The organism is Sphingomonas sp. PAMC 26605 (genome assembly GCF_000241485.1).
GTDB lineage: Bacteria > Pseudomonadota > Alphaproteobacteria > Sphingomonadales > Sphingomonadaceae > Sphingomonas.
On the sequence record NZ_JH584241.1, the window covers coordinates 917157 to 931521 of the forward strand.

The 14365-nt window shown below is 67.9% G+C and carries 10 protein-coding genes and 1 pseudogene; 6 read left to right on the plus strand and 5 right to left on the minus strand.

Annotated elements, in window-relative coordinates; genetic code table 11:
* Positions 1–182, plus strand: a pseudogene (locus tag RH90_RS04150) (glycosyltransferase family 1 protein); the annotation flags it as partial.
* Here RH90_RS04150 and RH90_RS04155 read toward each other — a convergent pair.
* Positions 167–1633 carry a hypothetical protein gene (locus RH90_RS04155; RefSeq protein WP_051124618.1) on the minus strand — a complete coding sequence of 489 codons (1467 nt, stop codon included), beginning with the start codon at positions 1631–1633 and terminating at the stop codon, positions 167–169. The pseudogene RH90_RS04150 and the gene RH90_RS04155 sit on opposite strands and share 16 nt — an antisense overlap.
* A gap of 45 nt (positions 1634–1678) precedes the next feature.
* Positions 1679–3121, minus strand: a complete 1443-nt coding sequence (locus tag RH90_RS04160) for a hypothetical protein (RefSeq protein WP_010184068.1) — start codon at positions 3119–3121, stop codon at positions 1679–1681.
* 88 nt (positions 3122–3209) lie between these two features.
* Between RH90_RS04160 and RH90_RS04165 the strand changes: the two genes are divergently transcribed.
* Both RH90_RS04165 and RH90_RS04170 read left to right on the plus strand, forming a co-directional pair.
* The gene (locus RH90_RS04165; protein ID WP_010184069.1) at positions 3210–4832 is read left to right on the plus strand and encodes an alkaline phosphatase D family protein; all 1623 of its coding nucleotides are present in this window, start codon (positions 3210–3212) and stop codon (positions 4830–4832) included.
* Entirely contained in the window at positions 4829–5944 is a 1116-nt protein-coding gene (locus RH90_RS04170) for a LacI family DNA-binding transcriptional regulator (RefSeq protein ID WP_010184070.1), read from the plus strand. Before RH90_RS04165 ends, RH90_RS04170 begins: the two co-directional genes overlap by 4 nt.
* Before the next feature lie 118 nt (positions 5945–6062).
* On the opposite strand, the gene RH90_RS04175 is transcribed toward RH90_RS04170, so the two are convergent.
* On the minus strand, positions 6063–7100 hold the full coding sequence (locus tag RH90_RS04175; RefSeq protein WP_029625023.1) for a YeiH family protein: 1038 nt from the start codon (positions 7098–7100) through the stop codon (positions 6063–6065).
* 210 nt (positions 7101–7310) lie between these two features.
* Between RH90_RS04175 and RH90_RS04180 the strand changes: the two genes are divergently transcribed.
* Positions 7311–8552: an MFS transporter gene (locus RH90_RS04180; protein WP_010184072.1), complete on the plus strand. Its 1242-nt coding sequence runs from the start codon at positions 7311–7313 to the stop codon at positions 8550–8552.
* A 162-nt stretch (positions 8553–8714) separates the two neighbouring features.
* Here RH90_RS04180 and RH90_RS04185 read toward each other — a convergent pair whose 3' ends face one another.
* Together RH90_RS04185 and RH90_RS04190 are read right to left on the minus strand one after the other, a co-directional pair.
* Positions 8715–11072 carry a TonB-dependent receptor gene (locus tag RH90_RS04185; RefSeq protein ID WP_010184073.1) on the minus strand — a complete coding sequence of 786 codons (2358 nt, stop codon included), beginning with the start codon at positions 11070–11072 and terminating at the stop codon, positions 8715–8717.
* Positions 11073–11175: 103 nt separating this feature from the next.
* A complete protein-coding gene (locus RH90_RS04190) occupies positions 11176–12252 on the minus strand; it encodes a Gfo/Idh/MocA family protein (protein WP_029625025.1) in 1077 nt (358 codons plus the stop codon).
* A 35-nt stretch (positions 12253–12287) separates the two neighbouring features.
* Here RH90_RS04190 and RH90_RS04195 point away from each other — a divergent pair, with 35 nt between their 5' ends.
* Both RH90_RS04195 and RH90_RS04200 read left to right on the plus strand, forming a co-directional pair.
* Entirely contained in the window at positions 12288–13196 is a 909-nt protein-coding gene (locus tag RH90_RS04195; RefSeq protein ID WP_081476982.1) for an aldo/keto reductase, read from the plus strand.
* Positions 13193–14263, plus strand: coding sequence for an LLM class flavin-dependent oxidoreductase (locus tag RH90_RS04200; RefSeq protein ID WP_010184077.1), 1071 nt, complete (start codon positions 13193–13195; stop codon positions 14261–14263). The genes RH90_RS04195 and RH90_RS04200 overlap by 4 nt, the downstream gene beginning before the upstream one ends.
* Positions 14264–14365: the final 102 nt, after the last annotated feature.

A 14365-nucleotide genomic window follows, 5' to 3' on the forward strand; every position in this document is an offset into this window, starting at 1 on the left:
CGCAGAGCGCGGCGATGGCGATCCACCGGCTGTTCGCGCGCGACCAGCGCGTGCTGCGCCGCGCGGCGCTGGTCGCGGCCACCAAGGTCCGCAGCGACCGCGACCATGCGATCGACCTGATGGCGTATTATCAGGGTCTGGTCGACGCCAAGCGTGGGCTTCCGCTTCAGCGCCGCGCGTAGACCGCGATCCGGCCCGTCCCGAGTGGCAGGTCGGCGCGCGGGCGATAGTGCATGGCGACGAAGCGCTCGAACAGGGCGCGCAGGTCCGCACGTTCGCCGCTATAGGTCCGGCCGAGAACGACGATCGCCGGACGCAGCGCCATGATCCGCTCGAGCTCGCCCTGCTGGTCGGCGCCGATCGCGCCGCGCTCGCGTGCCTGCCCGATATGGCGTGGGAAGCGGTAGCGCGTCACCGCGCAGCGCTCCGCCGCAGGGTACAGCATCGGCGAGCCCGAGAAGACGTAGAGACAACCCGGCCCGTTGCCGATCGCGTGCGTGACCGCAGCGAATTCGGCGGGCGTGCCGCGCTCGTGCCGTTTGACCAGCAGCACGACTTGCGACGCGAGCAAGACCGAGACCAGTAACGGTCCGCGAATCTGCTTCGCCCGGCGATGGTCGGCGAAGAACCCCGCCGCAGCGATGCAGAACGGCACCAGCAGCGGCAGCGCATAATGGTCGAAATAGCCGCGGAACACCAACACGCCGAGCGTGGCGACGATCGCCCAGCCGAGCAACCAGCGCCGTAGCACGGGCGTGCCGTTCCACGCCGGCCCGCGTACGCCGAGGATCGCCATCGCTGCGAGCGGCGACACGACGAGCGCCATCAGCGCAAGATTGCCGAGCTCGCGTGCCATCGGATCGCCGCCGCGCGCACCGATCGATTCGAAATTGGCGTACAGGAACGCATCACCATAGCCATGCGCCCAGAACCAGTTCCAGACCGCCAGTGTCGGGAGCGCAGCGAGCGCTGCAAGGGGGATTGCGCTGAGCGCGACACGCCACCACGCACGGCCAAGCCGCGCTTCGCGCCACATCCAGGCAAGACCGAAGAACAGCCCTTCGAACAGCACGGTATATTTAATCTGCAGCGCGAGCCCGACGAGCGCGAACGCGCGACACCCGTAAAGCAGACGGCGCGTAGCCTGTGTCGCGTCGTCGGGTCGCGGCGCGAGCAGGCCGGCCGCGGCGACCATCAGCAGATTGTAGAAGACCGGTGTCTGCCCCCCCTCGCCCTCGAGCAGATTCAGCCACAGCAGATAGGCGATCGCCGCCGGCAGCGCGCCCCTCGCCCAACCGGCGCGGTCCGCGAGCCGCGCGATCAGCGTCGCGGTCGCGGTGACGCTCGCCAGCGCCATCGCCTGATACGCCCAGATGCCGAGCGGCAGCCCCAGGGCACCCGCGGGGAGATAGAGCAGGAACAGCCCGACCGGCTTGCGGTCCCACACGTCGATATAGGGAATTGCCCCGCGCGCGATCGCCTGCGCGGTCGCGAAATAGAATTCCTCGTCGACGTGCAGGATCGGGTTGCCGAAGGTCAGCGCCCGGACGAGCAAGGCGACCGCCAACAGGACGAGCCAGCGCGGCATGCGCGCGGCGGGAGAGCGGATCGGAGAGATAGCGGGATCCGTCACCCGCCCGACGCTAAGGCGACATTCGGGCAAAACAAGGGCGCGACGCTACCGGACGTACAGCCGGAACCGCGCGCTATCGAGCGGGAAGCGGCGATACCGCCGCAGCTGCGCCCATCGCTCGAGCCGCGCATCGAGCGCAGCATCGCCACTGCTCCAGCCGCCCTCGCCGCCGACCAGCACCGCCGCCGGCGGCGCGCGGTCGAGCGCGTCGAGGCGGTCGGCCGACACCAGCCGGAAGCCGGCTTCGCGCTCGTCGAGCAGCAGGGCATGGCTGCGGAAATAGAAGGGCCCGGTGGCGAAGCGGCGGTCGGGGACCGCCCGGGTCGCGCCGAGGAACTGTGGCGACAGCGTCGCGACCGAGCCGCGCACCCCGGAGCGCTCGAGCGCGGTGCGGATCGCGCCGCCGTCGCTCAACGCCGCGATCAGCGAAGTCGCGCCGCGCGACTGCGCCACAGTGACCAGCGTCGGCGCCAGCCCCATGCCGATCGTCGCCATGCCGAGCCATCGAACCCAGCGAACCGGCGGCTTGCGCTCCCAGGCGAGCGCAAGCAGGACGAACAGCGGCGGCAGCGCCGGGAACAGATATTGCCGCCAGGTCGGCGTCGGCAGCGCGGCGGCGACCAGCCCGGCCATAAGCAGCAGCTCGAGCACCCCCGGCCGCCGCAGCCGTCGCGCGACCACGATCAGCGCAAACAGAGCGGGCCCGAGCGCGAGGAATTTGAGCAAGTCGATCGCCTTGGCGACGAGCGACAATTTCCACGGTCGATCGGCGTAGAATTCGGCGGGCGCGATCGCCGGAAAAGCGATCGTCTCGAACACGAACGCTGCGGGCGCCATCGCCCAGCTCCACAACACGAGCCCGACCACCGGCATCGCGCCGAGCAGCAGCGAAAACGGTCGATGCCGCCGGTCGAGCAGCGCATAGCCGCCATAGGCCGCCGCCGGCAGCGCGTAGGACAGCTTCGCCGCCGCCGCGCCCGCGAGCAACAGCCCGGCGCAGATCGCGCTCGCCGGGGTGGCCGCGCCGCGCCGCGCGCGCACGATCGGGATCAGCGCGGCGCTCAGCAAAGCGGCGGGAAGCGCATCGTTGCGCGCGGTCGCGATGCTGAACAGCAGGATGTCGCTCGCGCCGAGCAACGCCGCGCCGCCGAGCGCCGCGGTCGGCCCCGCCCCCGCCTCGCGCGCCGCACGCCAGACCGCCCCCAGGATACACATGCCGATTGCCGCATTGACCAGCCGCAAGGCGAGCCAGGCGTGCCACCCCGCGACCCAGGCGATCGGTGCGAACAGCAAGGGCTGTAGCGGCGTCTGGAGATAGGCATAGTCGCGATACGGCAGCTCGCCATGCGCGCTGAGCAAGGTCGCCGCGACATATTGGCTTTCGTCATGGTCGATCGGATGGAGCAGCGCGATCGTGACGAACACGAGCAGCGCGGCGGCCAGCGCGCGCCGCGGCGTTCGTATCGATCCAGTGCTGGAGGCCCCCATCCGCGCGCCATACGCCGCGGGATCGCCCCTGTCACGAACGCGCCATATCCCGGTGGCAGGACATCGCCGTCCACCGGAGACCCGCGCCATGACCACGATCGACCGTCGCTCCTTCCTGCTGACCGGTTCGCTGGGGCTAGGCGCCTTCGCGGTCCCCGGTTTCGCGCAGACGCCGTCGGTCGCGTCGGCGCGCGGCTTCACCCATTCGGTCGCGAGCGGCGAGCCGGGCGGCGATTCGATGCTGCTGTGGACCCGCTACGTCCCCGCCAGCGGCGATACCGCCGAACTACGCGTCGAGCTGTCCGAAACCCCCGATTTCGCGCGCGTCGCGGCGGGTGGATCGCAGATCACGGGCGTGTGGCGCGATTTCACCGCCAAGATCACCGTCGATGGCCTCAAGCCCGGAACGCGTTATCACTATCGCTTCGTCGCGCCCGACGGCAGCATCTCGCCCGTCGGCACGACGCGCACGCTCCCGGTCGGCCCGGTCGAGCGCTTCCGCACCGCCACCTTCTCGTGCTCGAACCTGCCCTATGGCTATTTCAACGCTTATGCCCATGCCGCGGCGCGCGGCGATCTCGACCTCGCGATCCATCTCGGCGACTATTTCTACGAATATCGCACCGGCGACTATCCCGCGCTCAAGGATCAGGTCTCCGGCCGCGTGCCCTTGCCCGCGACCGAACTGCTCCACCTCGCCGACTATCGCATCCGCTATGCCTCGTATCGCAGCGACCCGGCCTTGCAGGCGCTCCACCAGAAGGTGCCGATGATCGTACAGTGGGACGATCACGAATCGGCCAATGACAGCTGGGAGGGCGGCGCCGAGAACCACCAGGCCGACGAAGGCGACTGGAATGCGCGCCGCGCCGCCTCGATCCAGGCGTATCGCGAATGGATGCCCGTCTCGGACGAACCGTGGAAAGCGTATGACATCGGCACGCTCGCGACGCTGTTTCGCACCGAGACGCGGCTGCTCGCGCGGACCAAGCAGCCCGATGTCGCGCCGCTGTTCGCCGCCGCCGATCCGATGGCGGCGCTCAAGCGCTTCCGCGACGGCGCGTGGATGGATCCGGCAGTGACGATGATGGGCAGCCAGCAGGAAAGCTGGCTCACCCACGCGATGGCGCAATCGGTCCGCCAGGGGCAGCGCTGGCAGGTGGTCGGCTTCGGCACGATCATGGGCGAGACGGTGATGCCGCCGGACGCGCTCGGCTGGGTCGCCCCGGATGCGCCGGCCCGCGCGAAGAATTACATCCTCGCCGGCGTTGCCGCCGCCAAGGCCGGCCTGCCCTTCAATTACGACAATTGGGGCGGCTATCCCGCCGCGCGCGCGCGTTTCCTCAAAGGCGCGCAGGCGCTCGGTGCGAATTTGATCGTGCTGTCGGGCGACAGCCACAATGCCTGGGCCTATGACCTTGGCCAGGATGGCAAGCCCGCCGGGGTCGAATTCGCCGGCCACGCGGTCAGCTCGCCGGGCTATGAGGCCGCGACGCGAACCGACCCCAAGGTGATCGCGGCGACGCTGGTGCGTGCAAATCCCGAGCTCAAATGGTGCGACACCTCGCGCCGCGGCTATATGGCGATGACGCTGACGCCGAGCAGCGCGAGCAACGATTGGATCATGCTCGACACGATCAAGGCCGCCTCCACCGCGGCGAGCATCGGCCACACCGCGACGATCCAGCGCGGGCGCAACACAATGGCATGATCGGCGACGCGATCGGCGACGCAATCGGCGGCGTGACCCGCGCGCGGCGTATTGCCGACCCGCCCCTGCTGCGGCACACCCGCAGCGGGGCAATGGGGAGCCGGCATTTGCGCGTGACGATCAAGGACGTATCGCGAGTATCGGGGGTCTCGATCAAAACCGTCTCGCGCGTCCTCAACAAGGAGCGCTATGTCGGCGTGGAAACGCGCGCCAAGGTCGAGGCCGCGGTCGCCGAACTCAACTTCCGCCCGAGCACCGCGGCGCGCTCGCTCGCGGGCAAGCGCAGCTTCCAGATCGCGCTGATCTGCGACAATCCCAGCCCGTATTACGTCTACGAGATGCAGTCGGGCATCCGCGATCGCTGCGCACAGGACGGTGTGCGGATGATCGCACAACCCTATGACCGCAACGCCGACACGCTGCTCGACGATATCGAGAATCTGGTCGATGCGACGCATGTCGACGGGTTGATCCTCACCCCGCCCATCTCAGACCATCCACAGGTACTCGATCTGCTCGCGCGGCGCGGCGTGCGCTTCGTGCGGGTTTCGCCGGGGAGTGGCGTCGAACTCGCAAGCTCGACCTTCATCGATAACAAGGAGGCGGCGCGCGTCATGACGACGCATCTGCTCGACCTCGGCCATCGCCGGATCGGGTTCATCGCCGGGCATCCGAGCTATGCGACGAGCGGGCAGCGGATGCGCGGCTATGCGCGTGCGCTCGGGCAGGAGGGCGTGCCGCTCGACCCGGTTTTGGTCCGCGAGGGCAGCTATGACTTCGCTTCGGGCGCGCGGGCGGCGGAAGACCTGCTCGCGCTGCGGGAGCGACCGACCGCGATCTTCGCGTCGAGCGACGATATGGCGGCGGGCGCGCTGACCGCCGCGCATCGGCGCGGGCTGGCGGTGCCCGGACAGCTGTCGGTCGCGGGGTTCGACGACACCGCGCTCGCGGGCTTCGTCTGGCCGCCGCTCACCACGATCCGCCAGCCGACGCGCGAGATGGCGTATCAGGCGGCCGACCTGCTGCTCAGCCCCGCCGATGCGCCGATCGAGCAGCGCGAAGTGAGGTTCGAACTGATCGTGCGCGAATCGACCGGGCCGGTCAGAACGTAGCCGTCTCCCCTCCCTGGAAAGGAGGGGTTGGGGGTGGGTCGGCCCGTAGTCGAGCGTGGCGTTCCCATTGCGAGCAACCCACCCCTCGCCCCCCTCCTTCCAGAGAGGGGAGGCAGCGCTATCCGATCAGCAGCAACGCCGCCGCCAGCGCCAGGCCGAACGCCACCAGCGTTGCGATCAGGATCACCAGCAGCGGCTTGGGTCCCGCCTCGAGCAGTTGCGCGAGCGGCGAACGGATCGCGGTCGCGGTCACTGCGGTCGCCAGCATCGCCGCGGCGATCTTCTCGGCGCCGCCCGCGACGATCGGCGGGATCACGCCGAACGAATTGATCCCGGCGAGCACGAAGAAGCCGATGACGAACCACGGCACGCCCGGCCCCTTAGCGGCCTCCCCGCCGCCACCCCAGCGCGCCAGCGCCATCGCGACGACCGCGAGAACCGGCGCGAGCAGCGCCACGCGCGTCAGCTTCACGATCGCAGCGATTCCGCCCGCGCCGTCCGAATAGGAATAGCCCGCTCCCAGCGCCTGCGCGACATCGTGGATCGCCGCGCCGAGCAGGAAGCCGGCCTTGAGGTCGCTCATGTGGAAAGCGTGCGCGACGAGCGGATAAAGCATCATCGCGCTCGCGCTCATTGCCGAGATGCCGACCAGCACGAGCGTCAGTTGCGCCTGCGTCGTGCGCTTCTCGCCGAGCGTCGTCGCCAGCGCCATCGCAGCACTCGCCCCGCAGATCGCGACCGCGCCTCCGGCGAGCACGCCGAACGCGGTGTCGAAGCCGAAGCGCCGCGCCGCGAGGATCCCCGCCCCCATCGTCAGCGCGACGATCAGCACAACACATAGCAACGCGACCGGCCCGAGCGCGACGATCTGCCCAAAGGTGATCCGCACGCCGACCAGCACGATCCCCCAGCGCAGCAGCGAGCGCGACGCGAAGGCCAGCCCAGGCGTCAGCCGCGCATCGGCGCTGAGAAAATTGAGCGCGAGACCGATCAGCAGCGCCATCAATGTCAGTGGCACGCCATAATGATCCGACAGGAACCCTGCGGCGAGCGTCCCCATCGCGACCACAACGAGCCCGGGGACGTAGCTGCGCCAGTCATGCTTTGGCGCCGTTTCGATGTCGCCGTACAGGTCGCCATAGAGGTCGGCGGCCATCGGGAGCGGACGTTTCGGGTATTTGCTCGCCATTCTTCCTATCCGTCATGCCGGACTTGTTCCGGCATCCACCGTGCCGCACACCGGGCCTGCGAATATTCGCGGCGCGGTGGACCCCGGCACAAGGCCGGGGTGACGGAGCGTTGGGTCTAGCGCAAGCGCGCTCGATCTGACAACGCTGTCGCATGAAAAGGACGGGAGCGGATCGGAATGACAATCAGGGGCGGGACAGCACGCTGGATCATCGTCGCGATGGTGTTCGTCGCGGTGATGCTCAATTATGTCGACCGGCAGATTCTCGCCCTCCTGAAGCCGACGCTCGAGGCACAGTTTCGCTGGTCGAACCGCGATTACGCGACGCTCGGCATCGCGTTCCAGATCTCGACCGCCTTCGCCTTTCTCGGCACCGGCTGGTTCCTCGATCGCGTCGGACTGCGGCTCGGCTTCGCGCTCGGCGTGCTGGTGTGGAGCCTTGCGGGGATGGCGCACGCCTTCGCCACGACGGTGCCCGCCTTCTTCGCCGCGCGCATCCTGCTCGGCATCGCCGAATCGGTGGGCACGCCAGCGGCAGTGAAGACCGCAGCGACCTATTTCAACCACAAGGATCGTCAGCTCGCGCTCGGCATCGGCAACATCGCGCCCAATGTCGGCGCGATCGTCACGCCGTTGTTCATCCCCGTGCTGGCGGTCGCCTATGGCTGGCAGGCGGCGTTCCTGCTGGCAGGCGGGCTCGGCGTGGTGTGGGTCGGCGTATGGCTCGCGATCCGCGTCAGGCCCGTCGCGCTCGATGCCGTCGCGCCGGCGCCGGTGCCGTGGCTCAGCATCCTGCGCTCGCGCGAGACCGCCGCGATCGCGATCGCCAAGATCCTGTCGGATCAAGTGTGGTTCTTCATGCTGCTGTGGCTGCCCGACCTGTTCCACCGGCTGTTCGGACTGCCGCAGGGGACGCTGGGGCTTCCGATCGCGCTCGTCTACGCGATGGCCGCGCTCGGCGCGCTGACCGGCGGGTATCTGCCGACGCGGCTGATCGCGCACGGGTGGAGCGTCAACCGCGCGCGCAAAACGACGATGCTCGGTTATGCGCTGCTCGTGCTGCCGGTGGTGTTCGTCCAGTCGGAGTCGAACCCGTGGGTCGCGGCGGTGCTGCTCGGGCTCGTGCTGTTCGCGCACCAGGGCTTTTCGACCAACGTGTTCGGCGTGACGACCGACATCACGCCGGCCCGCGCGGTCGGCAGCCGGATCGGGATGGCGGCGTTCTGCGGCAATCTCTGCTCGATCGGGATGATCGCTTTCCAGGCCCATGCGCTCGAGCATGGGTGGGGCTATGCGCCGGCGCTGGCGATCTGCGCGGGGTCGTATCTGGCGGCGTTGCTGGCGATCCACTTGCTCATCCCGGTGATCGTGCCGGTGGACGAGAGCGAGCGCGGCGACGGGCTGGTCGCCGTGCACTAAAAAATGCTCCCCCGGGAACCGGGGGAGGGGGACCCTGAGCATTCAGCCAAGGGTGGAGGGGGGCGTGCCGCGGGCGTCACGCTTGTGGCGGCCCCCTCCACCACCAGCCTGAAGAAGGCTGGCGGTCCCCCTCCCCCGCTGCGCGAGGGAGGATCTGAAAGGTCAGAACGTCACCCGGCCCGTCACGCCAAAGTACCGATCGGCATCGCGCGGGATCTGGTAGCGATACGCCCCGCCCGGCCCGCCGTTGATGATCGACGCGGCGAAACTCTGGTCGAACAGGTTGCGCACCTGGAAGGTCAGCTTGTAATGCTCGTCCTTGCTGACGAGCCCCGCCGACAGATTGACCAGCCCATACGCCCCGATCGTCCCGAGCCGCCGCTGCACCGCATCGGCCGAGAACAGCGCGAGTTCGCTGCTCTGATACGACCCCTGCGCGCCGAGCAGCACGTCGGCGAACCCGTTGGTGCGGACGCGGTAATCGGCGCTGAGATTGCCCTTCCACTTCGGCGCGAAGCCAAGCGGCGTGCCGGCCGGCACGACCGCCGCACCGAGCGGCGCCTTGAACGCGTCGACATGCGCATCGGTATAGGCAAGCCCGCCGGTCAGATTGAGATCCCGCACCGGACGGAAGGTCGTGTCGAGCTCGACCCCGCGCGTCGAAACATCGCCGGCGTTGGTGAAGCGCGTGACCACCACGCCCGCGACCAGATCGGGATTGTTCGCCTGGAAATTGTGATATTTCGCGTAATAGGCTGCGAGGTTGAGCGTCAGCTTGCCACCGAAGAAGCTGTTCTTGAGACCGAGCTCGTACGAATCCGACGTCTCGGGCGCGATCGTGTTGGTGCCCGTCGCGGTCAGATTGTAGAAGACGTTGAACGCCGGGCCCTTATAGCCACGCGCATAGGTGGCATACGCGGTCGAGCCGCGCGAGATGTCGAACTGGACGCCGGCCTTGCCCGACAGATTCTCGTTGGTTGCCTTGCCGCGGAACGGAACGCCGTTCGAGACACCGCCGCCAAGGCCATTGTTGTAGACGCCCGCGTCGAAATTGCCGTTGATGCCAGGGCCGGCGAGCGTGGTGCGGCGGATGTGGAACACGTCGAGCTGATCGACCGTGTAGCGAAGCCCGCCGATCACGCGGAAACGCGAGGCGAGATTGACCGTGCCCTGCCCGAACAAGGCGAAATTCTTGAACACCGATCCGAAATCGGCGGTCCCGGTCGGGAAGGTCGACGGCGCGGCGAGTGGGCTCGAGCACGGCGTCAGCGCGGTCGGCGCGGGATTGACCGCCGCATTGCAGACCTGATCGTTGCGCGTGAAGATCCGCTCGCTCTCGGCGCGCGAATAATAAGCGCCGAGCACATAGGTCAGGAACTGGTGCCCCGGCGAAGTCAGCCGCAATTCCTGGCTGAAGGTGTTGCCCGTCTGTGGCCCGAAATCGTGGAGCTGGTTGAAGCCGATATAGGCCGCGGGCAGGAAGTCGCCGTCGCGGATCTCGGTATTCTTGTAGTCGCGATAGGCGGTGATCGAGGTGACGGTCTGCGTGCCCGCCTGGATGTCGGCCTGGAGCGAGAAGCCGTAGCCCGTCTCGGTCGTGCGCGTGACGAGATCCTGCGCCAGTTCGCGCGTGTTGGTGCCGCGCGGCGTCGGCAGCACCGCAGTCGAAGCGTTGGTGGTGACCGCACCGGTCGTCGCATTGATCGGCCCGGTGGCGATCACCTCGCCGCAGCAATCGTCATCGTTGTGATGATAATCGGCGATGAAGGCGAGCTTCACGTTCGGCCCGGCATCGGCGTCGACCTGCAACCGGCCGCCATAATGTTCGAAGCCGTTGACCAGCTTGCCATTGGCGGTGTTGCGGATGTTGCCGTCGTAATTGGTGTAGAAGCCGGTCAATCGCGAACGCACGCTTTCGCCGAGCGGCACGTTGAGCACCGCGCGACCGCGATATTCGCTGTCGGTGAAGAAGCCCGCCTCGACATAGCCGCCGAGCGTGTTGGTCGGCTTCTTCGAGATGATGTTGATCACGCCAGCGCTCGCATTCTTGCCGAACAGCGTGCCCTGCGGCCCGCGCAGCACCTCGAGCTGGTCGATATCGACGAGATCCCCGAACGCCTCGCCCGCGCGCGCGAACACGACGCCGTCGACGACGGTCGAGATCGACGGCTCGCCAGCGATCGAGAAGGTCGAGGTGCCGACCCCGCGCAGGAACAGCGACTGGTTGAGCGTCGTCCCCGATTTGAGGAAGTTGAGCGACGGCACGAGATATTGCGCGCCTTCGAGGCTCGGCTTGCCCTGCGTGGCGAGCGCGTCGCCCGAGACGACCGAAACCGCGACGGGCACGTCCTGCAATCGCTCGGACCGCTTCTGCGCTGTGACAACGATATCGCCAGGCGCCGCCTCATCGGGGTTTGCCGGCTCGGTTTGGCCGGTCGCGGCGGGAGCCGTTTGCGCCATGGCAGGTGTCGCGGCGAGCAGCGCGAGCGTGGCCACTCCCGCCAGATGCAGTGCTTTCATCAATCATCCCCTCAGTGATATCCCATCCTTGCGATGGGTATTATCGTTACGGCCGTTCTGACAGCGTGATCATGCTTGCCAGCAGTAAAGCTCCGCTTCTTGCTCAGACTCCCAGTTCGGCCATTTCGACGACGCGGTGCTCGCGTGCGCTGATCTCGGCGGCGGTGCCGATCGCGACCGCCATCATCCCGTCGCGCGCGGTGACCTCGACCGGACCCGCGCCGCGTACCGCGGCGTTGAAGCGCTGATGCTCGTAGAAGGTCGATCCGTGATGGCTGCCCGCTTCGAGCGCGTTTTGGTCGGTGTGGACGACGCGGCGCGTCGCCTGCTTCGGATTGCGGAAGCCGACACGCGGGCTGTGGACCAGCGCGCCCTCGGGGATCAGCACGTCGAGCCGCGCCTCGCTGCCGACCGCAGTGATCTCTTCCTGATTCTCCGCGCCATCGGCAAACATCGACAGATCGAGCATCGCGCGCACGCCATTGGCGAAATCGACCGTCGTGTAGCTGTTGTCGATGATGTCGGGCCGCTCGCCGTCGTACGTCTCGTCGAGATGATTGACGTCCATCGCGCCCGAGCAATAGACGCGCACCGCCTCGCTCTGCGTGATCAGCCGCATGAGGTCGAAGAAGTGGCAGCATTTCTCGACCATCGTCCCGCCGGTGTTGCGGTTGAAGCGGTTCCAGTCGGCGACCTTGACCAGGAAGGGGAAGCGATGCTCGCGGATCGACAGCATCTGCAGCTTGCCGATCTTGCCGCCATGGATGTCGGCGATGAACTCGGCCGCGGGCGGCATGTAGCGATATTCCATCGCGGTCCAGAACACCTTGTCGGTTGCGCCCGCGCGATCGACGATCCAGCGGCAATCGTCGAGCGTCGTCGCGAGCGGCTTCTCGCACAGGATGTGGAGCCCCGCGTCGAACAGCGGCTCGAGCACGGCGCGGTGCGTGAAATTAGGGCTGGCGACGATCACCGCATCGCACAGTCCGCTGGCGGCGAGCGCCTCGACCGAGTCGAACGCGGTCGCGTGGCCCCCCGCATCGCCGAGCGCATCCTTCGCCCATCCGAGCGATCCCGCAGCGGGATCGGCCAGCGCCGTCACCACCGCGCCGGGGGTGATGGCGAGGTTGGTGATATGCTCGACACCCATCATTCCAGTGCCGACCAGCCCATATCGCACTTGCTCTACCACGGGATTCGCCTCATATGACAACGATGTCTGAAATCACACTTACACCCGAATTGCGGCCCCTCGGCAAGAGCGGAATAGAGGTCGCACCGATCGCCTGGGGAATGTGGCGTTTTGCCGGCGTCACTCTGGCCGAGGGACAGGCGCTGATCGAGGCGGCGTTCGCCGCTGGCGTCACCTTGTTCGACACCGCCGACATTTACGGGTTCAACGGATCGGGCGGTTTCGGCGATGCCGAAGCGTTGCTTGGACAGATCCTGACCGCCTCGCCCGGGATGCGCGACCGGATGGTGCTCGCGACCAAGGGCGGCATCACCCCGCCAGTGCCGTACAATTCGAGCCGCGCCTATCTGATGCGCGCGCTCGAGACCTCGCTCAAGCGGCTGCAGGTCGAGCAGGTCGATCTCTACCAGGTCCACCGTCCCGACATTCTCGCGCATCCGCACGAAGTCGCGCGCACGCTCGAAGAGATGGTGACGAGCGGCAAGGTTCGCGCGGTCGGCGTGTCGAACTACACGCTCGCACAGACGCAGGCGCTGTCGGCGCTGCTGACGATCCCGCTGGCGAGCGTCCAGCCCGAATTCTCGCCGCTCGAACTCGAACCGATCACCAACGGCGTGCTCGATTTCGCGATGGAACGCGATGTGGCGGTGCTCGCCTGGTCGCCGCTCGGCGGCGGGCGACTCGGTGCGCCGGGCGATGACCACGCAAACGCGGTCGCGGCGGCGCTCGACGTCGTGGCGAACGCGGCGGGCGTGTCGCGCGCGGCGGCGGCCTATGCCTGGATCATGGCGCACCCGGCACGCGTGATCCCGATCGTCGGCACGCAGAATGTCGCGCGGATCGGCGAGATCGCGGACGTCTACAAGGTGAAGTTCACCCGCCAGACGTGGTACGACGTGCTTGTCGCGGCGCGCGGGGAGAAGCTGCCGTGAGCGCGCTCCCGCCGTGCGAGATCAGCTGGTTCTCGGCGCTGTGCGACGACGATTACGAGTTCCTCGGCGTCCCCGATGCCAAGCTCAAGTCGAGCTGGGAGCATTGCCGCGACATCGTGCTGCAGGCCGAGAGCGGCGGGTTCGACAATATCTTGCTCCCCTCGGGCTATCAGCTCGGGATCGACACGACTGCCTTCGCCGCGGCGATCGCGCCGATGCTCGAGCGCATGGCGCTGCTGATGGCGGTGCGGATCGGCGAGACCTGGCCGCCGCAGCTCGCGCGCCAGATCGCGACGATCGACCGGCTGCTCGGTGGGCGGCTGACCGTCAACATCATCTCGTCGGACATGCCCGGCGAGACGCTGGGTTCGGGCCCACGCTATGCGCGCACGGTCGAGGCGATGCAGATCCTCAAGACGCTGCTCAACGGCCAGCCGCTCGACCATGACGGCGAGTTCTGGAAATTGAAGATCGATCCGCCGCGCGTCGGCACCGTCTCGGGCAAGGCGCCGTTGCTCTATTTCGGCGGGCTCTCGCCCGACGCGCGCGAAGCCGCCGCCAAGGGCTGCGACGTGTTCCTGATGTGGCCCGACAAGCAGGAGGTCGTCGCCGGGATCATCGCCGACATGACCGCGCGCGCCGCCGCGCACGGTCGCACGCTGAAGTTCGGCTACCGCGCACACGTCATCGTGCGTGACAGCGAAGCCGAGGCGCGCACCGCCGCCACCCGGCTGCTGTCGAAGCTCGATGCTGCCGAAGGTGCCGCGATCCGCGCCAAGTCGCTCGATTCGACCTCGGCCGGGGTCGCCGCGCAGGCCGCGCTGCGCGAGGGTGCGTCGGACGATGGCTATGCCGAGGCCAATCTGTGGACCGGCGTCGGGCGTGCGCGCTCGGGCTGTGGTGCCGCGATCGTCGGCGATCCCGACCAGGTGCTCGCCAAGCTCAACGCCTATCGCGAGATGGGGATCGAGGCGTTCATCCTCTCGGGCTATCCGCACGCCGCCGAGGCCGATCTGTTCGCGCGCCATGTGCTGCCGCATATCGAGCATGCACCCCTCGCACGATAATCCGGCTGGTAGCCGGCTCGTTCGGCTCCAAGAGCCGGTCATCTCCAAGAGTTGATGAGTGCCGTCGGCGACACGTCCTCCCCTCCCGCTTGCGGGAGGGGG